Origin of the sequence: Escherichia whittamii (assembly GCF_014836715.1) — a bacterium.
In the GTDB taxonomy this organism is placed as follows: domain Bacteria; phylum Pseudomonadota; class Gammaproteobacteria; order Enterobacterales; family Enterobacteriaceae; genus Escherichia; species Escherichia whittamii.
The window spans coordinates 22,910-42,832 of sequence record NZ_JACSQI010000015.1 but is presented as its reverse complement, the minus strand read 5'-3'; the positions used below and the strand labels follow the sequence as shown (position 1 = coordinate 42,832).

Sequence of the window (19,923 nt, the reverse complement as noted above, 5' to 3'; positions counted from 1 at the left end):
AAAATACAATGAGTTATCTGCTCTTGTAGGTCGGATAAGACGCGTCAGCGTCGCATCCGACAACAAGCGTGCGCACATTGCCTGATGCGCGTGTGGACGGTTTATTAACAGTTAATCAACCAAACTCATATGCGCCGTCCACTCGTTTATCGTGCCTGGAAGGGCGTCAGCGTCGCATCCGACATTTCGCCTTACAGCGTCTGACTGATGTACTGCAACATATCGTCCGCCGCCGACACCATTTTGGCGTTCATCTCGTACGCGCGTTGCACCGTAATCATCGCCACCATTTCGTTGACGATATCCACGTTTGAGCCTTCCAGCGCGTTGTCCTGCAAAGTGCCCAGCCCATCTTCGCCCGGCACGCCCTCGGTCGGTTGACCGCTAGCGGCGGTTTCCAGATAGAGGTTATCGCCCTCGGCGGAAAGCCCCGCCGGGTTGGCGAAGTTAACCAGCGTCAGTTGCCCCAACTCGGTCGCATCGCTGTCGCCGGGTAAGATCGCCGTCACCGTGCCATCCTCACCAAACGCGACGCTGGTCGCCCCTGCCGGAACGTCGATTTCCGGCTGCAGCGGCAAGCCCTGCGAGTTGGTTAACACTCCGTCGGCGTTCACCTGTAAGTTGCCGTCGCGGGTATAGGCGATATCGCCGTTGGCCTTTTGCACCTGCAAAAATCCCTGCCCCATAATGGCAACATTCATGGCGTTGTCGGTGGTTTCGACGTTGCCTTCAGTGAAGGTTTTCTGTGTACCGACAATGCGCACGCCGCTACCGAATTGCAGCCCGGTCGGCATGATGTTGTTCTGGTCAAGCATCGCACCCGGCGCTTCCTGGGTCTGGTAGAACAGATCCTGAAACATCACCCGGTCGCGCTTGAAGCCAGTGGTGTTAACGTTGGCGATGTTGTTGGCAATCGCGCTCATTTCAGCATCCTGCGCCGAGAGGCCGGTTTTGCTGATCCATAATGCTGCGTTCATGGTGGTAAATTCCGTGTTGTTTTTGGGCCGCGGTTGCCGGATGCGGCGTGAGCGCCTTATCCGGCCTACGAAGTGCGGTTACGAGCCGCGCAATAAGCGGTTGCCCGCGTCGCTGATATCTTCGGCGGTTTTCATCATTTTGATCTGCGCTTCAAACTGGCGGTTCATGGCGATGGACGACATCATCTCGCTCACCGCTGAGACATTGCTGCCCTCCAGAAAACCGCCGCTAACTTTGATGTTTTCATCGCGCTGGGCTGGCACGCCGTCAGCAGTCACCAGCATCCCTTCAGCGTTTTTCGCCAGGTCAGCAACCGGAATATCCACCAGCTTCAGGCGGTCGATATCCATCGTCGCGGTCACGTCGCCGTCATCGGGCGTTACCGAGAGCGTGCCGTCGCTGCCAAACGAAGCAATGGCGTTCGGCGGCAGAATGATCGGCCCGTTATCCCCCAGCACCAGATTGCCGTCGATGGTCAGTTGCCCCTGATCGTCCTGCTGGATGTTGCCATTGCGGGTATAGACTTCGTTGCCGTTTTTATCCTGCACCGCAATATACCCCGCGCCCTGAATCGCCACGTCCAGCGGGCGTTCGGTTTTCTCCGCAACACCTGTGCTGTCGTTCACGCCGCTGGCCCCTTCCTGCGCCATGTAGCGTGTGTCGAAGCCACCGCCTTTCACCTTGTCGTTGGTCGCCATCGCCATATCTGCACGAAAACCGTTGGTGTTGACGTTCGCCAGGTTGTTGGCGCTAATTTGCTGCTCGTACAAGGTCTGAGATGCACCGCTCAGGGCGGTATAAATCAAGCGGTCCATTACATTGCCTGGAACAGCGCGTCATCGAGCTGCGTACTGGTGGCGATAACTTTGGTATTGGCCTGGTAGTTACGCTGGGCGGTCATTAACTCCACCAGTTCGCTGGTGATATCGACGTTGGAACTTTCGAGCACGCCCGACGACAGCGTGCCGCAGGTGCCGGAGCCAGGGACGCCAATCAGCGGGGTGCCGGATTCCCCGGTTTGTACCCACGCGGTGCCGCTCACCGCCTCAAGGCCGTTTTCATTCGGGAAGGTCGCCAGCACCACTTGCCCCTGCAACATGCGCTCGCCGTTGCTGTAGGTGGCGTACACTTTGCCATCGTCATCGACCTGCACGCCGTTCTGAGTGGCGGAGGCATAACCGTTGGCGGCGTTGGTGGTGACCGAAAATTCAGAACCGTATTGCGTACAGGTCGTGTAATCGACGGTGAGATCGATAGGCGCACTGCCGCTGGTCTGAAACTCAATGGTCTGCGGCGAGGTGGGCGAGGTCAGTTTCCCGGTGTTCGGATCGAAGCTTAAGGTAGTTGCCGGAACGCCTGCCTGCTGCTGACCATCAAAGGTGTACTGCACTTCCCAGGTGTTATCGCTGGTTTTAGTAAAATACTGGCAAACCGAGTGCTCGTTACCTAACGCGTCATACACCGTGGTGGTGTAGCTATCGGTATAGGAGCTGCTGTTGGTCGGGTCGAACGGTACGGTGGTACGATCGATAGCCGTATCGCTGGCATCAAAGTTAGCGGTAAAGGTCAGGTCGCTGCTGGCCTGCGCCGGAATATTGCCAGTTTTGATCTGAATGTCCGTGACGGTACCGGTTTGCAGGGTGCCGCTGTCATCCACCGGATAACCCTGCAAATAGGCGCCCGACGCATTGACGATATAGCCGTTTTTGTCAGTTTCAAACGAGCCTGCGCGGGTGTAAGAAATATTGCCCGCGCTGTCGCACATCACAAAAAAACCGTCGTCATTAATCGCCAAATCAAGGGCGTTTCCGGTAGAGACCAGCGAACCGCCGCGCGAAATACTTTGCGCGGTGCCCGCCACGCTGACGCCCATCGCCTGGCTTCCGGCATACATGGCTGAAAACTGGGTGGTCATCGACTTATAGCCCACCGTTCCGGCGTTGGCGATGTTGTTACTGATCCCGTCCAGCTGTTCGTTAACGGCATTCAGCCCCGTCGCGGCAATTTCATAACTCATTGTTTCATCCTGTTGATTCAAATTTTTGACAGCGTGTCCGTTGTTTTGCCGGATGCGGCGTAAACGCCTTATCCGGCCTACAAAACCATGCAGATTCATGTAGGCCTGATAAGCGAAGCGCATCAGGCAATTTGGCACCGGTCATCACGCCACATCACTGTCGGCATCGGGTACGCCAAACTGGCTAATCATGGTGAACGGCACTTCGCCCACACCTGCAACGTTGAGCACCGGAGAGCTGCCGTCGAGCGGAATACGCACATCCTCCACTTCGCCGGAGACTTCAATCGGCACCTCTTCTTCCCCGGTGTTGGTCACCACCGAGACGTCGTAATCGCCGGGCGGGATACCGTAATCGGCAGGATTAATCGAGAAATCCACCTGCCCTGGCCCGACGGACGAACTGCCTTCCGGGATCAGCGAGACCGTATAGTCATCGCCTGCGGCATCGGTAAAGTGGAGATCGGCGGTGGTGCAGGCGTCGTCAAGCGTGGCGCGACCGTTAATGGTCTGGTCGCTTACCTGCAAGGCGGTGGTCTGCACCATAATGTCGTCTCCCACCAGGTTGCCGAGCGCCATCACCTGAATGTTGCTCATCAGCACCGCGTTGGTGTTGGCCTGCACGCTCATCTCTTCCATCATCGCCACCTGCGCCATCGACGAAAGCTGATCGATATATTCGGTGGCGTCGGTCGGGTCAGTCGGGTCCTGGTTTTGGATCTCAGCGACAAACAGCGTCAGGAAAGTATCGACGGGCGAGCTATCGCTGCTGCTTTGCGTGTCGCTGGCCGCCACATTATTGCTTTCCGCCGTAGCGGTCGGCTGCGGCGATTGCGCATTCAGCGCCAGGGTATTCATCAGGCTTCTCCCAGTTTCAGCAGGCTTTGCTGCATACTTTTCACGTTGTTGAGCACATCGACGTTGGTTTCAAAATCGCGCGAGGCCGACATCATGTCCGCCATCTGTTCCACCACGTTGACGTCGGGATACCAGACATCACCGTTGGCATCGGCGAGCGGCGAATGCGGTTCATAGCGTTTCACCGCCCCGCCGGTTTGCAGCACGTCCTGCACCTGTACGCTGGCGCCGTCAATGGCATGACGATGTGTACCCGCCAACAAACTGTGGTGATACACCGCGGCAAAAACCGGACTGCGCGCTTTATACGCCTGCGCCTCGCTGCTGGCGGGCGCATTGGCATTCGCCAGGTTACTGGCAACGGTATTCAGACGCAGCGTTTGCGCCGTCATCGCCGAGCCAGAAATCTGATAGATATCAGTAAATGACATGCTTATTTCCCTTCAATGGCCTCTCTGATACCGCTGATTTGCAGATTCAGAAAGGTCAGACTGCTTTGATAATCCATACTATTTTGTGAAAACCGCGCCTGTTCGCTGTTCAGTTCCACGGTGTTGCCATCTTCCGAAGGCTGCATCGGCACGCGGTACTGGACATCCACCGCAGCGTTATTTGCCCGTTGCATCTCCCTGGCAAAATCAATATCTTTAGCCTTGAAATTTGGCGTATCGACATTCGCCAGATTCGCAGTCAGTAGCTCGGTCCTCTCAAGACGTAACTTCACTGCCTGCGGATGCACTCCCAATGCCTGCTGAAAACTGATCCCCATTTCTTGCGTCACTCCTGCTTCAATCCGCATACGCTAGGCAATTACCGTGCCATTTTTTAAGTGACTGATGAGAAAGGGTTTATGAGTTTTCAATTTTGCAGGCGGAAGATGTTCTTCCTCCTCGCGCTGGCCTTACCGGGCTACGCCGCCGTCCATCCCGTGCAACATAGCGCGCGGGAACAAATCAACGCCCAGGTGCTGAATGCCGCGAGCCAAAAAATTGAATCGCTGGCGCAACAGCGGCAGTGGCATGATTATCGCTACACCTTTAAGGTCTACATTCCGTCGCAGATTGCGACCGCTGCACCCTGTGCGACGACACCCGCCGTCACGCTGACTTCGCCTGCGGACATCGCCCTCAACCGAATGAACTTCACCGTCAGTTGCCCGCAAAGCTGGCAGATGAACGTGGCGGTGCGCCCGGATGTGCGAGTGCCGGTGGTGATGGCGAAGTCACTGATTGCCCGCGATACGCCGCTCACGGCGAATGATGTGGAACTGAAGCCTTACAACGTTAGCGCCCAGCGTCGTGATGTGTTGATGGATCTTGATGAAGCGATTGGTTTAAGCAGTAAACACGCGCTGCAACCGGGCAGACCGCTTACTAAAGAAGAACTGGTTTCGCCTGTGCTGGTCGAGCGCGAGCAGCCAGTGATGATTGTTTACCAGAACGCGGGGATCACCGCCTCGATGCCCGGCGTGGCGCTGAAAAATGGACGCAAAGGGGAAATGGTGAAAGTGCGTAACGCCAGCAGCCAGCGGGTTATCAGCGCGAGGGTGGCGGAAAGCGGCGTGGTGACGACAGTAAGTGCGGAGTAATTTGTGCAGGCGATTAAAGTTTTGCCCCACATTCACCGCTTTACAGGAGTAACACACCTTCAAACAGAGACGAGGTTGCGATGAAAATCACCCCGACTATGCCTGGCAATCGCCCGACAGCAACTGCGGCAGGCTCCAGCCAGCCGCGCAAAAGCACGGCGACTACCACCACGCCCCTAAGCGCCGACGACATTACCCAGGCGGGATTACAGTCTGCCCAGCAAACGCTGAACGACCAGCAAGAGAGCGATATCGACAGCGACAAAGTGGCGCAAATGCAGGCGATGCTGGCCTCCGGCAGTCTGCAAGTAGACACCGAACAGTTAGCCAGCGATATGCTGAGTTTTTTCCAGAACTAAGAGGCCGATGAAGTGAGTATCCGGTTACAACAGGTGAAGGCGCTGCTGAATGGCATTCGCGACGACGACGCGCGGTATGATTCCCTGCGCGAACTGCTTCAGCGTCAGCGGATCTGCATGATTCGCCGCGCAAGCGAAGAGCTGCTGTCGGTAAATGATGAGATAACGCATCACTATGAGCACTTACACAGCCATAGCCATCAGCGACACAGCCTGCTGCAACTGCTGGGTGTCAGCGTAAATCGTGACGGTCTGGCGCAGGTGTTTGCCTGGCTTCCGGCGGTTCAAAAAGCGGCTGCACAGCAGTTGTGGCAACGCCTTGAGCAAAAAGCGGAACGCTGCAAAGCCTATAACGACAAAAACGGCGAGCTGTTGATTCGCCAGTATGAATTTATTCAGTCTTTTTTAGGCGGCGAAGCGGATTTTCTGTATCAGGAATAACAGCAATACCTTCCCCCATAGCGGAAACGGATTTTCCGCCTCATTCCTAATTCTTTGTTTTTGATTAACAAAAATCCCGGCACGCTTATTGCAAATCCTGCTTAGTAATAAAGACTGGAAGCCACCTATGAGTTTTATTGAATGTTACGAACCGGAATATGTGCGCAATTTTATGACGCAACATCCCGGTTCGCCTTTATACGTCCGCAAGGTGTGGAAAAACGAGATTCGCCAGAGCCTGGCATTGACCGATATTGCCAGTTGCAAAGCGGTGCTCAACGATGCCAGAGCCTTTGATTTACAGCTTACCTATCGCCCTGTAGAAGAAAATGCCGCAGAGCTTTCCGCGCGCGATGCAATAGTAAACCAGATAATTTTGAGCACCTTTACGCTACCCGGTTTAACACCAGAGCTTTCACTGTATGCCGTCGGGATCCTGCTTTCTCGCGCCAGCAAAATGCCAGGCAGAGACGGCGACATTCTTGCCCGTTTGACGACGCTGCCACAGGCGCTGGCCGACCATGCGCAAAAAGGCACGCTACAGGCACAGTTCGCCCAGCTCCCCCCCGTGCCACAGCTGGCGCGCCAACTGGTGACGCTGCTCGGGAGTTTTGCGTTTGACTGGTCGCTTCTGCCGGAAAGCCCACGCAAAGCCTCGCTGCCGTTGCAGGTTACCTTGCTGACGCTGCATGACGCCAACAGTGAAGCCTTGTTACAACAGCAGCTTCAGGCGCAGTGGCAAACGACCTGGCAGCAACATTTCACAGCCTCCCCCTGGATTTTGCGTAATTACCTGATCTACCGGGTTTACCACGATGTGATTGGGCAGGCAGACGGCGCGGACTATTGCCCGCTGGTGTGCGATTTTTATCTCATCCGCACGTTAATCAGTTTGTGGACGCTGGATGGTTCGCCGCTGCGGCAGGAGGATATTTTTGCTCTCTTTGCGGTGTTTGAACGCTGGCGGGCCAGCGAAAATGCACAGCTGATTCGCCAGCGAATTCAGTCGTTATGTGCCGCCGACCCGCTGCTATCAGCGTTTTCGCTGCTGACGTGAAGCCGCGCTCGATCGGTCCCCTCGCCCCTTTGGGGAGAGGGTTAGGGTGAGGGGCAAAGCGCGCGCAGCCCTCCTTACCCACCACATTCACTCATTAACTCACCCAGACACCATGCCAACACCAACCATCATCAAAACACTCGCCACTCACCGCGAAAAACCGTTTGTCAGCGTCGTCACGCCAACCTGGAACCGCAGCGCATTTCTGCCGTACCTGCTTTATATGTACCGCTATCAGGATTACCCGGCAGAACGCCGCGAACTGGTCATCCTTGATGACTCCCCGCAAAGCCACCAGCACATCATCGACCGCCTGACCAATGGCACGCCGGAAGCCTTTAACATCCGCTATTTTCACCATCCGGAAAAACTGCCGCTGGGCAAAAAACGCAATATGCTCAACGAACTGGCGACAGGCGAATACATTCTGTGTATGGACGATGATGACTACTACCCGGCAGATAAAATCTCGTACACCATCGCCATGATGCAAAAGCACCGGGCGCTCATCTCCGGTTCCGATCAGATCCCCATCTGGTACAGCCATATCAACCGCATCTTTCAAAGCCGCAGTTTTGGCCCGCGCAACATCCTCAACGGCACCTTTTGCTATCACCGTAACTACCTGAAAAAGCACCGTTACGACGATAATTGTAATCTCGGCGAAGAGAAAAGCTTCACAGATAACTTCCGCGTGAATCCACTACAACTGCCCGGAGAACGCACTATCCTTTGTATCTCGCACAGCCAGAACACGTTCGATAAAGATTTTGTGCTGAGAACCTGTGCGCCAGTCAGCACGCCGCTCACGGAGAAAGTCACCGATCCGCTGTTGAGAAATCAGTATCTGAGTTTGCATAACGCCACGCATCAACAACCGATAAACCATCAGGCTATCGATCAGGTGGTGATCATTAACCTCGATAAACGCGCCGATCGCCTGCAACAAATCCGCGATGAACTGGCACAGTTGCGCATTCCTGCCGGGAAGATCACCCGCCTTAGCGCCTGCGAAAATGAAGACGGCCAGCGGGGCCGCCATCAGTCGCACTTACAGGCGCTGCGCCTGGCACAACAGCATGGCTGGCAAAACTATCTGCTACTGGAAGATGATGCGCTCATCCTCAAACAGGAAAAACATATTCGGGTACTGAACACGCTGCTTGCCAGCATGGCGAAAATTCCGTGGCAAGTGATACTCCTCGGCGGCGAAATTACCCAGGGAACGATGCTAAAAAGTTTGCCGGGGCTGGTGCACGCGCGGGACTGCCGTAAAGTGTGTGCTTATCTGGTGAACAGCCGCTACTACCCGCAACTGGCGCAACAGATGAGCAACGGTAAGCACTCGCTGGAAGCCTGCTGGCAGCCGCTACTACGCGCCGACAAATGGCTGGCCTGTTACCCGAGTCTTTGTTACCAGCGACCGGGTTTTAGTGATATCGAGAAAAAAACGACTGATAACATTGGTCACTATTTCAATAAGTTACCTGTAACGACAAAACCATCCGCGTTACCCATCGCCGACATCATCGGCTTTTTTATGGAAACATCATTCCACTACGCGCTGTACCGCCCAATCATCACCGCTTTACAGGCGCAGGGACAAAGCTGCACGCTGGTGATTAACGACCGCGTGTTTAAACCGTTTCTTGATGAGATGCTGGCAACGCTAAAAAGCATCGACGATCCACAGCTTAAAGGTATGCGTCTGTCAGAAATGCAGGCGCACGGTCAGCGAGTGAAATGCCTGGTCAGCCCCTACCACACGCCCGCGCTCAATGGCCTTGCACCTGTGAACGTCCGCGCCATGTACGGTTTAGCCAAAGAAACGTGGAACCACGCCGAGTGGAACCGCTTTTATCAGCGCATTTTGTGTTACAGCCATTACAGCCAGAGGGCGCTGGCACATTTCGGCAGCCCGAAGGTGGTCGGTAACCCGCGCTTCGATGCCTGGCATAACGGCACATTCGACCGCACTCTGCCGGAAAATATCCAACCCGATTACCGTAAACCTACGGTGCTCTACGCCCCCACGTTTGGCGCATTAAGCTCCCTGCCCCATTGGGCAGAAAAACTGGGCCGCTTAAGCCGCGATGTGAACCTGATTTGCAAACTGCACCATGGCACCTGCTCGCGCCCGGAAGAAGCGGTCTCACTGGCACTGGCCCGCAGGCATTTAAAGCAACGTACCGACTCCGCGCAGCACACGCTGGCGCTACTGGCAAAAGCCGATTACGTACTCACTGATAACAGCGGTTTTATTTTCGATGCTATCCACGTTGATAAGCGGGTGATCCTGCTCGACTTTCCTGGCATGAATGAATTGCTCGACGGCGAGAAAAGTTACTCCACGCCTGAGAGCGCCGATCAGCAAATCCGCGAAATATTGCCGGTTGCTCATGATATGGCAGAGTTGCGTTACTTGTTGTCAGAGGCGTTTGACTGGGATGCGGTGCAGGCGGGGCTTACGGAGATTCGCCATCACTATTGCGATGCGTTTATGGATGGCAAGGCCGGAGAACGGGCGGCGATGGTGATTGTTAAGGCACTGAGTTAAACTGCCTGATGCGCTTCGCTTATCAGGCCTACGTGGCCCCTGCAATATATTGAATTTGTGAGGATTTCCAGGCCGGATAAGGCGTTTACACCGCATCCGGCATAAACAGCGCACTTATCTACCCTCTGATTTCAAACATACCACTTCTTGAGTGCTGAGTCGGTAAAAGTTGCACATTTTAGAGCTTGGGAATAGTTGTCTTTATGAATTCCGAAAAGCGCCCGTCTTGCCACTATAACCATTCTTTTTCACCTGTATTGGCAGCAACATACCTCACCCGCGAAATGGGCGTTGCACTTCGCGGGCTACAGGCTACAGGTCCGGGTAATATGAAACGGGAGGGCGGTAGCATTTCTGATATGGGATGTTTCAATATTGCTGGGCTAATAGCGAGTTCAGGCTCCCCTTGTCAACAAACACAAAATCACTCAAGAAAATTGATACATGAATCATACAAAAATAGTGCCCTCTCTCTTTGTTTTCATTCCTTTCGTACTACATGCAAGCGATCCATGCTCCGACATAAAATTATCCGCACAAGTTTTTCTCTGTTCTAAAGTGACATTTGAACACAGCGATAGCGAACTGAATAATATCTACAAAAATCTTTTATCCACGGTCCGTAAGGAATACAGTACACAGCCAGATTTAGCCGTTGAGTATATTGCAAAAATAAAATCATCCCAAAGAGCATGGCTTAATTTTCGAGACACAAATTGTGCAGTTTATTCATTCCAGAACGATGAAAAATCTCAAGCGTATGATACAGCAATGTATTCTTGTAAAAATGACATGACACGTAAAAGAATTGAAGGACTTAAAAATATACTTGCACAATAATGAATATGCCTCTCAGGAACATTATCATGAAAAAAATAATACTTATACTCACACTAGTATCTAGCTGCGTTACTGTTTGTGCAGCAACCAAATCAAACTGGCTTTCATCAGACTATGTTGTCATGTCCAGTTTTCATGTTGAGGAAGTTACCAATCTAGCGCATCCTGTTTGTACGTTGAGTCTGGAAACTAATAAGGATAAAGACAGTTATAACTATGTTGAAGGTGGAATTTGTCCCGCAGTCAAACCTACTGGAAAAGAAACCTGCGCGTATTCTGCGATCATCGAATTAAATCATAAGATTATTATCGCAAAGCAAGTATCATCAGGTAAAGATACGGCAATCTACAAGAACAAAGATGTAACTATCATCACAAAAAAAATGTCAATTAACTCAGAAATCATGGATGATGAAGGTGAAGATGTTAATTACAGCATTACCATAAAGACAAAAGGCAGCGAAAGTACACAGAATATGTTTGGGTACTGTGGTATTTAAAACAGGTGGAAATCCATAGTCAGACACTTATGATTAACATATATCATCACGATTTACATCTATATCAAGGAATTCCATATAAAGCTATGTCTCTACCCAATAATTCGCATTACATGTTCAATAACTAAGACCATCCTTGTCAATTAATAACTGTTTTTTGCATAGCTTATGCGACAGAAAATTACTGGCATCAGTCCTTGCAGGCTTTCGTTACCTTACCCTGACTCTACTTTCAACATGATTAATACATCCTTTTAGAGATAAAATAAGTGAGAACAATTTTTATAATATTCTTTTATTTTTTCATCGGAAATAGTTATGGTAGTGACCATCTTAAGATTATCTCTTTGAATAAAGTTACATTTAAAGTTCCTGTTGATTGGTCCATTACTAAAAACAAAGATTGCTTATTTATTAGCAAAGAATATAAGAATACAACTGCATATCTTAAAGTATGTGAATACATATCAAGTACGGGAAGCGACTTTTTCACAATGAACAATGAAGGGAGATGGGAGGCAGTAAGTGAAGGCATTCCCATATTAGCCGACATAAATATTATGGAAAAAATTTGTTGGCATGAATGCAATTGTTTCATGTCGGTTCAATGATGATTCGGGATATCATGTAGATCAATGCTTTCAGGCAGAGATAACCTTGCCAGAAAATCATTATATTATTTTTACTGGCACTGGAGATTCAACATTTTTTATGGTTTATAAGAATATATATGCATCACTTAAAGTAAAAGATCACGTTCAGAGGAGATAGCCCCTATGATAGGGTGACTCTCTTATTCAGCTTTAACAGTTTGCATAAAAAAACAAATGCCACTTTCGAAACACTTCTGATAAGTCATTTATTTTATTAAAATCGTAAAACATGAATAAAACAGCACAAGCATTATTATCTATTATCCTTTTTATTACCACTATCAGTACAATTGCTCATGCCAAAGCCCTAACGCTACCATTAGATTCCACATAAATAACACCACTTGCGATTTATTATAAAAACATCGCCAACGAAATTACAGAACTCTCCTTATCTGAAACCCAAAAATCCCAAACAACTCTTTTCAATCCGCAAGAAATCACCATTCCTGTCAAAGGTGAGAATTTCCTCTCTCCCTGGATAGATAAAGATACTCGTTATTACGAGCTGGGACAGTTTAAAGATAAAGATAATATCTTCAAACTTATTATGTATAACACCATCGGTGAAAGTGACACCCTATTGCTCAATGTCCAACTGAATAGCTATAACAGAAAGGGAATTCTTTTAGACGCCCTATTGCTCAGTACTTTCTTTGGCTACGAAGATATCATCCGCTTTTCACATTTTAAAATTAACCCAGACTATACGATAACGATAAATAACTATGTTATTCATCCTTACGAACCCGGTGAGTATGGGACGACTGCACGGAAGAAGAACCCAAAACCTGAACTATATGTGCAAGCAAACTATAAAATAGTGAAAGGACACTTTGAGCTAACACTCAGGAAAGAATATAAAACACACTGAATATTTAGTCTGCTACCTCCCCCGAATCACCTCAATAATCCCCGTCGTCGACACCGACGGCGTGCGGGGGAAATACACCACCTCACAAATATACGCGAAGCTATCGAACTTCCCTGCCCAGTCATCGCCCATCACTAAAATATCTGCACCGTACCCCCGCAGATACTCCGCTTTTTTTTCCAGCGATTCCTCCAGAAATACGCCATCCACGCACGCCAGCCCGGCGATGATCGCCATGCGGTCATCCTGAGGGTAAACCGGCGCCCTGCCCTTTTTAGCGATATTTAAGGCGTCGGACGATACGCCGACCAGCAGTTGCTCGCCCAGCGTGCGGGCGCGTTGCAAAAGGCGCAGATGACCGACATGAAACACATCGAAGGTACCGAAGGTGATAACCGTTTTCATGGCTACTCCGCCAATTTGTGCCGCAGCCAGCATTGAACGGCGATATCGTCCACCGCTTTTTGCGCTTTCGCCGTGGCGCTTTCCTGCTGCTCGCGGCGTTTGTCGTCCAGCGTCAGGGCCACCACTTTCTCTTCGCATGCCGCCGCCGTCAGGTTTTTCTGCATTCGCGTGGCTTTGATGTTGGCCAGCGTTTTTTCCTGCTCCTGCCAGGCGATTACCTTGCGCAGGGTGCCTTTGTAGCCGCTGACGTTTTTCAGCGATTCCACCGACGCCGCCGCGCCCGCAGCCGTTTTCTCCACCAGGTAGCCTAACGCCTTGATATTGTTGTCATAGCCCGCGCAAATCTGTTTTTGCTTTGCCAGCTCGACTGTTTTGTCTTTGACCGATTTATCTCGCAGGCGCTGCAATTGCGCCAGGGTGTCAATGATTTGTCGCATAGTTACTGTTCTGCCTTTTTAGCACCAGGAAAGAGAATTTGCAGGCGGCTTTGCACCAGTTCAAGGGAGGCGGGTTCGCGCATCTCCTGGCGCAAAAATCGCTCGATTGCAGGGAACATTTTCACCGCTTTGTCGACGCTGGCGTCCGCGCCTGCCACGTAGCCACCGAGTGGGATCAGCGGTTTGATCTCCATATAGGCGGCGTAGTTTTGCTTTAACGCGCGGGCGGATTGCTGATGTTCCAGGCTGGTGACCTGATTCATGCAGCGGCTTATCGACTGACCGATATCAATGGCCGGATAATGCCCCGCTTCCGCCAGTTTGCGGGTTAACACGATATGCCCGTCCAGCACCGCGCGGGCGCAGTCGACAATCGGATCTTGCTGGTCGTCGCCTTCCGCCAGCACGGTGTAAATGGCGGTCATCGATCCCGCGCTTTCGCTGTTGCCTGCGCTTTCTACCAGTTTGGGGATCATGCCGAATGCCGATGGCGGATAGCCTTTGGTGGCAGGTGGTTCGCCGAGCGAGAGGGCGATTTCCCGCTGCGCCATCGCGTAGCGCGTGAGGGAATCCACCAGCAGTAAAACGTGATGCCCACGGTCACGAAACCAGGCGGCGATGGAGTGGCACAGTTCGGTGGCTTTCAGGCGCATCAGCGGCGATTCATCGGCGGGCGCAACGACAACAATCGATTTTGCCAGTCCTTCCGCGCCCAGCGAGTGGTCGATAAACTCTTTCACTTCGCGCCCGCGTTCGCCAATCAGCCCAACCACCACGATGTCGGCTTTGGTCTGGCGAGTGATCATCCCCAGCAGCACGCTTTTCCCGACGCCGCTGCCCGCCATCAGCCCAACGCGCTGGCCTTTACCAATGGTCAGCAGGCCGTTGATCGCCTTCACGCCCACGTCTAATGGTTCGTCCACCGAACGGCGGGTTAAGGGGTTGACCGAGGGCGGCAGCGGCGGCAGAAGGTCGTTGCCGTTCAGGCGGCCTTTACCATCCAGCGGTTCGCCGAGCCCGTTCACCACGCGGCCTAACCAGCTTTCGCCAATCAGAATATCGTGGGCTTTTTCTTCCGGGAAGACGCGCGCCCCCGCCATCAGGCCGACCGGCTGTTTAAATGGCATTAAATAGGTGATGTCGCGATTAAATCCCACGGCCTGCGCGTCGATAAGCGTGTGATTGGCGCTTTCGATGCGGCACAGTTGCCCGGTCATTAGCGGGCAACCGACGCTCTCCAGCAGAATGCCGTTAAGGCGCACCAGCCGCCCGGCGACGCGGGCCAGCGGGATCGACTCCAGTGAGCGCAGGGCGTTATCGAAAGCAGAAAAATCACTCACCCTGCGACTCCGGCGTTAGCGTTTCTTGCAGCGCGGTCATGCACTGTTCAAGGCGGTGCTCGCAGCCGATATCCAGTTCAGATTTATCGGTAATCACCCGGCATTCGCCCGGCGGCAGATCCGGCGTAGGCGTCAGCCCCCATTCGCTGACTTTTTCCGGCACCGCGTCGCGCAGGCGGTTAAATTCTTCCGTACTCAGCATCACTTGCAGGGTTTCCGGCATCGCCGGGAAGGCCGCCAGCGCCTCTTCCACCAGCGCCAGTAACTGCGTCGGTTGCAGCGCCAGTTCACAGCGGATCACCTGACGGGTGACTTTTTCCACCAGTTGCAGCAAATCTTCCCGCTGTTTGCGTTCAATATGGGCGAGGAAGTCGTTCACTTTTCCGCTGATGGCTTCCAGCGGCTGCGCCGCCTCAACAAACTGTTTGCGCCCTTCCTGCTGTCCGGCGAGGCTGCCTTCGGTGTAGCCCTGGCGTCGCCCCTCAGCAAAACCTTGCTGATGGCCTTCGCTAAAGCCCTGCTCCTGGCCTTCGGTCATTCCCTGCGCAAACCCTTTTTGCAGCCCTTCCTGGAAACCGTCCATCAACTGGCGCTGGTAATCGACGGCGCTGATGCTGGCGGTGAGCGGTTCTCCGGTCACCGCACGCTGACGCGGCGGAAAACGGTGCAGGCGATAACGCCCGCGCAGTGTTTCAAAGGTCATGGGTTACTCCGCCGTCTGTTCCGCAAAGAGCTGTAACTGAAACTCTCCTGCCTCTTCCAGTTCACGGGCGATACCCATGATTTCGCGGCGGATCTGTTCGATACGGCTGACCGGCACCGGCCCCAGGCGCGCAGTGATCGCTTCCAGTTGCTGCGCCTGACGTTTTGGCATCACCGCATAAATGGAACGGCGCAGCAGAGCTTCGGTGCCTTTCAGCGCCACCGCCCAGTCTTCCATCGGTACTTCGTCGAGCAGACGCCTACGCACCTCTTCGTTCTGGCGACTGAGGATAAAGAAGTCGTACATCTCATCCTGCAACTGCTCCAGCACGTCTTCGTCGCGCTCGCGCATCTGGTCGAGGATCACCTGCTGGTTACCCTGGAAGCGGTTGACGATATCCGCCGCCTGTTTGATGCCTTTCACCTTCGAGCCGTGTTCCGAAAGCACCGACAGGCCGCGTTCGATCAGGCGGTCCAGTTCATCCACCACGTCGCGGTTGACGTCATTGAGTTTCGCTACCCGGTAGAGAATTTCGTTTTGTACCGATTCGTTGAGATACGAAAGCACCGCCGCCGAGATTTCCGGCGTCAGAAATGCGAGGAACACCGCCTGTAATTGCAGATGCTCTTCGGAGATCAGCATCGCCAGCTGGCGCGGTTCCACCCATTGCAGGCGCGCCATCCGCGAGCGGATCTCATCGCCGTAGATGCCGTTGATCACGCTGCTGGCGATCTCGGTGCCAAGGGCTTTGTTGAGAATGCCCTGCAACATGGAGCGCGATGCGCCGTTGATCCCACTCTGTTCGCGGAACTCATCGAAAAAGTTATTGATCACTTTGCGCGCCATGCTGGTTTTGACGCCGGAAAGCCGCGCCATGTTTTCGCTCAGGCGTACCACTTCTTCGCGGCTGAGTTTTTGCATCACCGTCGCCGCCGCCTCTTCGCCCAGACACAGCAGCAGGATCGCCGCCTGTTCCAGGTAGCTGTTGCTCTTATTTATTGTCAATTCGCTCATTGCTGGTAATCCATTGTCTGAGAACTTCGGCAACGCGATCGGTGTCGCTCATGGCCAGTTTTTGCAGGAACTCGAGTTTCACTTCGAGGCCAGAACTCTGGGACGGCAGGCTGTCATCGCCGGGCAGTGACGGCAGATCGACGTTTTTACGATCTTCTTCCGGCGTGGCGATCCACGGTTCGCTCACAGCTTCCGGTTCCGCGATAGCGGCAGGCACTCGCACGGACGTGATGCGTTTCATCAGCGGGCGTACCACGAACATCAGCAGCAGTAGCGCCAGCAGGCCGCAACCTATCAGGCGTACCCATGCCAGCACGCTGTCATCTTTCCACAACGGAATGACCGGTTCGACCGGAACCGCCTGCGGCACGAAATTCAGCAGCGATAGCGTGAGGTTGTCGCCACGCTGCGCATTGATTCCGGCGGCATTGTTCAGCAGCGCGGTCAGCTGCGCGGTCTGTTCAGGCTTCCAGCTTTTCAGCGCCGGGGCGTTTTGATTGAGCACCACCGCAACGTTGAGGCGCTTCACCGCAAAGCCGGGATGCTGAATATGCTGGACGCTGCGGTCCCAGGAGTAGTCGCGCTTGCTTTCGCTGTGTTTGGATAAGGCTTCCGGCGAGCGATTTTCTTCCGTGCCGTTGGTCATCTGATTCGCCGCAACCGGAGGGCGGTTACTGAGCGAACCGGGCACGCCCATCGCCACCTGATTGGTGTCGCTGTCCAGCACGCTCTCTTCGCGATTGATTTTCGGTGCGTCGCCGTAGTGTTCCTGGGTTTCATCGATGGTGCTGAGGTCGAGGTCCGGCATCACGCTGACGCGGTAATTCCCCGTACCGACCAGCGAATCCAGCACGTTCGCCACACTGGCGCGGGTTTTTTCCTGGATGTCTTTGAGGATCTGATCGCGTTTACGTGTAGCGGCAGAAACCGCCTCGCCCGCGCCAATGCCGTCTGTCAGCAAGTTACCCGCCTGATCAACCACACTGACTTTACTGGCCTGTAGCGCCGGAATACTGCCGGAAACCAGATGCACAATGGCGTTAACCTGGTCCATATTCAGCTTCGCGCCGTAGTGCAGACGCACCACCACCGAGGCGCTGTTTTGCGGCTCATCACTGACCACAAACGAGCTTTCTTCGTTGAGCGCCAGATGCACCCGCGCGCTCTCCACCGCGTCCAGCGACATGATGCTCTGCGCCAGCTCCCCTTCGAGGCTGCGTTTGTAGCGCACGTTCTGCACGAACTGGCTGCTACCGAGCACTTCGTCTTTGTCCATCAGCTCGTAGCCGCTGGGTAAAATCGCCTGCACGCCTTTCGCGGCAAGCGTCATGCGCGTTTTCGACAGTGCAGATTCTGGTACCAGAATCTGCCCGCTTTGCGGGTCAATGCGGTAGGTGAGCTTTTCGCCGTCCAACACGGTGACAATCTGCGACACGGGCAGATTTTCCTGGCGTCCGTAGAGCGAGACATAGCCGCGATTGCCGGTCCACAGCACGCTGACGATAATCGCCGTCGCCGCAACGGCAAGCCCCACTCCCGCCATCAACGCCCAGCGTTTATTATCTGCGAGGCGCAGTCGAAACGCCGGAAACGCCGGAAACGCCTGGGTTAACTTCTTTATTTGTGCATTCATAGGGTTAAATCGACATACTCATCAGATCGTTAAATCCGGTGGCGATTTTGTTGCGTACCTGCACCAGCGCGGAAAAAGAGAGCGACGCCTGCTGGCTGGCGATCATCGCCCCGGCGAGGTCATCGCTTTTGCCCGTGTCGACAGCCGTTTGCTGCTGCTCCGCCACCTGCTGGAACTGGTCAACGTGACCGAGTGCACCGGACATAATGCGGTTAAACGAAACATCCGGGTCAGTGGAACTGGAGGTCATGGCGGGCAGCACCGGTGCCTGGGCGTTAGCCTGCATCCGCTGCACGTCCTGCATGATTTGTGCCTGCATGGTGCTGTTGATAGTAGTAATGCTCATTTTTCACTTCCGGGTCAGGAGAAAACTTCGATACCGTGCTTACGCATAGAGGCCAGTCGATAACGTAATGCGCGCGGGGTAATGCCTAACAGATCGGCGATTTTGCTGCGATTGCCCTGATATTTACGCATCAGGTCGGCGATATATTGATATTGCGCGCTTCGTCCGTGCTGGCCTAAATCGCTGGATTCGGCAATGTGTACGGTGGGCTGAACAGACCATTGCAATTCGGTATTTTCGGTTACGTCTGTTTCTGGCAGACCTAGTGCGTCCGGAAAAATCACGCCGTCGCGATTTAAAATCATTCCCCGCTGAATAGCGTTTTCCAGTTGACGAACGTTACCGGGCCAACGGTAATTGAGCAGCGCCCGGCGGGTAGATTCTGACAGGGTGATATTTTTCACCAGCACCGTAGCGTATTTTTTAATAAATGATTCGGCCAGCGGAATAATATCGTTCAGGCGTTCACGCAGCGGCGGCATGGTAATAGGAATAACCGCCAGGCGATAATAGAGATCTTCACGAAAATGCCCGGCAGCGACTTCCTGTTCAAGGTTTTTATTGGTGCAGGCAATCAGGCGAAAATTAAGTTTAATTTGTCGGTTGCTGCCTAATCGCTCAACCTGCTGTTCCTGCAATACGCGTAATATTTTGGCCTGTAGCGCCAGCGGCATTTCACCAATTTCATCAAGCAATAAGGTGCCGTTATTCGCCAGTTCCATTTTACCTGGGACGCTGGCAATCGCGCCGGTAAATGCGCCTTTGTCGTAGCCAAATAAGGTAGCTTCCAGCATATTTTCCGGGATCGCCGCACAGTTCACACCGATATAGGGCGCGTTATCATTTTTACCAAAGGCTACGGTGTGAATATATTTCGCCACGCATTCTTTGCCCGCGCCGGTTTCGCCCTGAATGAGCACCGGCACGTTAAAGGCGGCGACACGCTTTGCCAGAGTAAAAGCGTTAATGCTGGAAGCGGCAGTTGCAATAAGTTCAGACATAGGGTGAACGATATAAGTAGCGACAGAAAACAGGATGTTCTGAAGCGTATCACCGGCGGGATTAACAAGTTTGAATTAAACGATAATAAAAATATTATTTGTTGATGAACAATGAGTTAGAACCGTAGGCCGGATAAGGCGTTTACGCCGCATCCGGCAATCGTGCACCGATGCCTGATGCGACGCTGCGCGTATTATCAGGCCTACCGTTCGTGCAATGTTTTATGACGATGCCCGATATATCGTCCATTAATAATTTAATTATTTTTTCATCCTATTAATAATTTGCCCCTTTCACGCCTCCTCTATTTAATACCTCACC

The 19,923-nt window shown here is 53.1% G+C and carries 21 protein-coding genes; 7 read left to right on the top strand and 14 right to left on the bottom strand.

Translation table 11 applies throughout. The features are described 5' to 3' along the window. Nucleotides 1–191: 191 nt before the first annotated feature. The 6 genes from flgG to H9644_RS18835 form a co-directional block, all read right to left on the bottom strand. Nucleotides 192–977, bottom strand: a complete 786-nt coding sequence (gene flgG, locus H9644_RS18860) for a flagellar basal-body rod protein FlgG (protein WP_000990541.1) — start codon at nucleotides 975–977, stop codon at nucleotides 192–194. A gap of 78 nt (nucleotides 978–1,055) precedes the next feature. Continuing rightward, entirely contained in the window at nucleotides 1,056–1,793 is a 738-nt protein-coding gene (locus tag H9644_RS18855; protein ID WP_191775963.1) for a flagellar basal body rod protein FlgF, read from the bottom strand. Next, entirely contained in the window at nucleotides 1,793–2,995 is a 1,203-nt protein-coding gene (gene flgE, locus H9644_RS18850; RefSeq protein WP_191775959.1) for a flagellar hook protein FlgE, read from the bottom strand. The genes H9644_RS18855 and flgE overlap by 1 nt, the downstream gene beginning before the upstream one ends. 144 nt (nucleotides 2,996–3,139) lie before the next feature. After that, entirely contained in the window at nucleotides 3,140–3,853 is a 714-nt protein-coding gene (locus H9644_RS18845; protein WP_001093672.1) for a flagellar hook capping FlgD N-terminal domain-containing protein, read from the bottom strand. Further along, a complete protein-coding gene (gene flgC, locus H9644_RS18840) occupies nucleotides 3,853–4,284 on the bottom strand; it encodes a flagellar basal body rod protein FlgC (protein WP_000010949.1) in 432 nt (143 codons plus the stop codon). The genes H9644_RS18845 and flgC overlap by 1 nt, the downstream gene beginning before the upstream one ends. A 2-nt stretch (nucleotides 4,285–4,286) precedes the next feature. Then, entirely contained in the window at nucleotides 4,287–4,622 is a 336-nt protein-coding gene (locus tag H9644_RS18835) for a flagellar basal body protein (RefSeq protein WP_000512950.1), read from the bottom strand. A gap of 81 nt (nucleotides 4,623–4,703) precedes the next feature. On the opposite strand from H9644_RS18835, the gene flgA reads away from it, so the two are divergent. The 7 genes from flgA (at nucleotide 4,704) to H9644_RS18800 (ending at nucleotide 11,195) form a co-directional block, all read left to right on the top strand. Further along, nucleotides 4,704–5,441: a flagellar basal body P-ring formation chaperone FlgA gene (gene flgA / locus H9644_RS18830; protein ID WP_191775956.1), complete on the top strand. Its 738-nt coding sequence runs from the start codon at nucleotides 4,704–4,706 to the stop codon at nucleotides 5,439–5,441. Between the two features lie 80 nt (nucleotides 5,442–5,521). Beyond that, complete coding sequence (gene flgM, locus H9644_RS18825) at nucleotides 5,522–5,800, top strand: flagellar biosynthesis anti-sigma factor FlgM (RefSeq protein ID WP_064530457.1); 279 nt, start codon at nucleotides 5,522–5,524, stop codon at nucleotides 5,798–5,800. A gap of 12 nt (nucleotides 5,801–5,812) precedes the next feature. After that, a complete protein-coding gene (flgN, locus tag H9644_RS18820; protein WP_064530456.1) occupies nucleotides 5,813–6,241 on the top strand; it encodes a flagellar protein FlgN in 429 nt (142 codons plus the stop codon). A gap of 127 nt (nucleotides 6,242–6,368) precedes the next feature. Further along, complete coding sequence (locus H9644_RS18815) at nucleotides 6,369–7,298, top strand: lysine-N-methylase (protein ID WP_191775953.1); 930 nt, start codon at nucleotides 6,369–6,371, stop codon at nucleotides 7,296–7,298. 112 nt (nucleotides 7,299–7,410) lie between these two features. Then, nucleotides 7,411–9,855 carry a glycosyltransferase gene (locus H9644_RS18810; protein WP_191775950.1) on the top strand — a complete coding sequence of 815 codons (2,445 nt, stop codon included), beginning with the start codon at nucleotides 7,411–7,413 and terminating at the stop codon, nucleotides 9,853–9,855. A gap of 444 nt (nucleotides 9,856–10,299) precedes the next feature. Further along, entirely contained in the window at nucleotides 10,300–10,695 is a 396-nt protein-coding gene (locus H9644_RS18805; protein ID WP_191775947.1) for a lysozyme inhibitor LprI family protein, read from the top strand. 26 nt (nucleotides 10,696–10,721) lie between these two features. Next, nucleotides 10,722–11,195, top strand: coding sequence for an adhesin (locus H9644_RS18800; protein WP_225221463.1), 474 nt, complete (start codon nucleotides 10,722–10,724; stop codon nucleotides 11,193–11,195). 1,539 nt (nucleotides 11,196–12,734) lie between these two features. Here the strand turns inward: H9644_RS18800 and H9644_RS18795 are convergent. From H9644_RS18795 to H9644_RS18760, 8 genes are read right to left on the bottom strand one after another with little or no spacing between them, the layout of a single operon-like run. Next, nucleotides 12,735–13,127 carry an adenylyltransferase/cytidyltransferase family protein gene (locus tag H9644_RS18795; RefSeq protein WP_191775944.1) on the bottom strand — a complete coding sequence of 131 codons (393 nt, stop codon included), beginning with the start codon at nucleotides 13,125–13,127 and terminating at the stop codon, nucleotides 12,735–12,737. 2 nt (nucleotides 13,128–13,129) lie between these two features. Next, nucleotides 13,130–13,564, bottom strand: a complete 435-nt coding sequence (gene fliJ / locus H9644_RS18790; RefSeq protein ID WP_064530450.1) for a flagellar export protein FliJ — start codon at nucleotides 13,562–13,564, stop codon at nucleotides 13,130–13,132. A 2-nt stretch (nucleotides 13,565–13,566) separates the two neighbouring features. After that, a complete protein-coding gene (gene fliI, locus H9644_RS18785) occupies nucleotides 13,567–14,904 on the bottom strand; it encodes a flagellar protein export ATPase FliI (protein WP_064530449.1) in 1,338 nt (445 codons plus the stop codon). After that, nucleotides 14,897–15,607, bottom strand: coding sequence for a flagellar assembly protein FliH (gene fliH, locus H9644_RS18780; RefSeq protein ID WP_191775941.1), 711 nt, complete (start codon nucleotides 15,605–15,607; stop codon nucleotides 14,897–14,899). The genes fliI and fliH overlap by 8 nt, the downstream gene beginning before the upstream one ends. A gap of 3 nt (nucleotides 15,608–15,610) precedes the next feature. Then, complete coding sequence (locus H9644_RS18775; protein WP_135491965.1) at nucleotides 15,611–16,621, bottom strand: flagellar motor switch protein FliG; 1,011 nt, start codon at nucleotides 16,619–16,621, stop codon at nucleotides 15,611–15,613. Next, nucleotides 16,599–18,254: a flagellar basal-body MS-ring/collar protein FliF gene (gene fliF / locus H9644_RS18770; protein ID WP_191775938.1), complete on the bottom strand. Its 1,656-nt coding sequence runs from the start codon at nucleotides 18,252–18,254 to the stop codon at nucleotides 16,599–16,601. Before fliF ends, H9644_RS18775 begins: the two co-directional genes overlap by 23 nt. 4 nt (nucleotides 18,255–18,258) lie before the next feature. Then, nucleotides 18,259–18,600 carry a flagellar hook-basal body complex protein FliE gene (locus H9644_RS18765; RefSeq protein ID WP_191775935.1) on the bottom strand — a complete coding sequence of 114 codons (342 nt, stop codon included), beginning with the start codon at nucleotides 18,598–18,600 and terminating at the stop codon, nucleotides 18,259–18,261. A 14-nt stretch (nucleotides 18,601–18,614) separates the two neighbouring features. Then, on the bottom strand, nucleotides 18,615–19,601 hold the full coding sequence (locus tag H9644_RS18760; protein WP_191775932.1) for a sigma-54 interaction domain-containing protein: 987 nt from the start codon (nucleotides 19,599–19,601) through the stop codon (nucleotides 18,615–18,617). Between the last annotated feature and the right edge of the window lie 322 nt (nucleotides 19,602–19,923).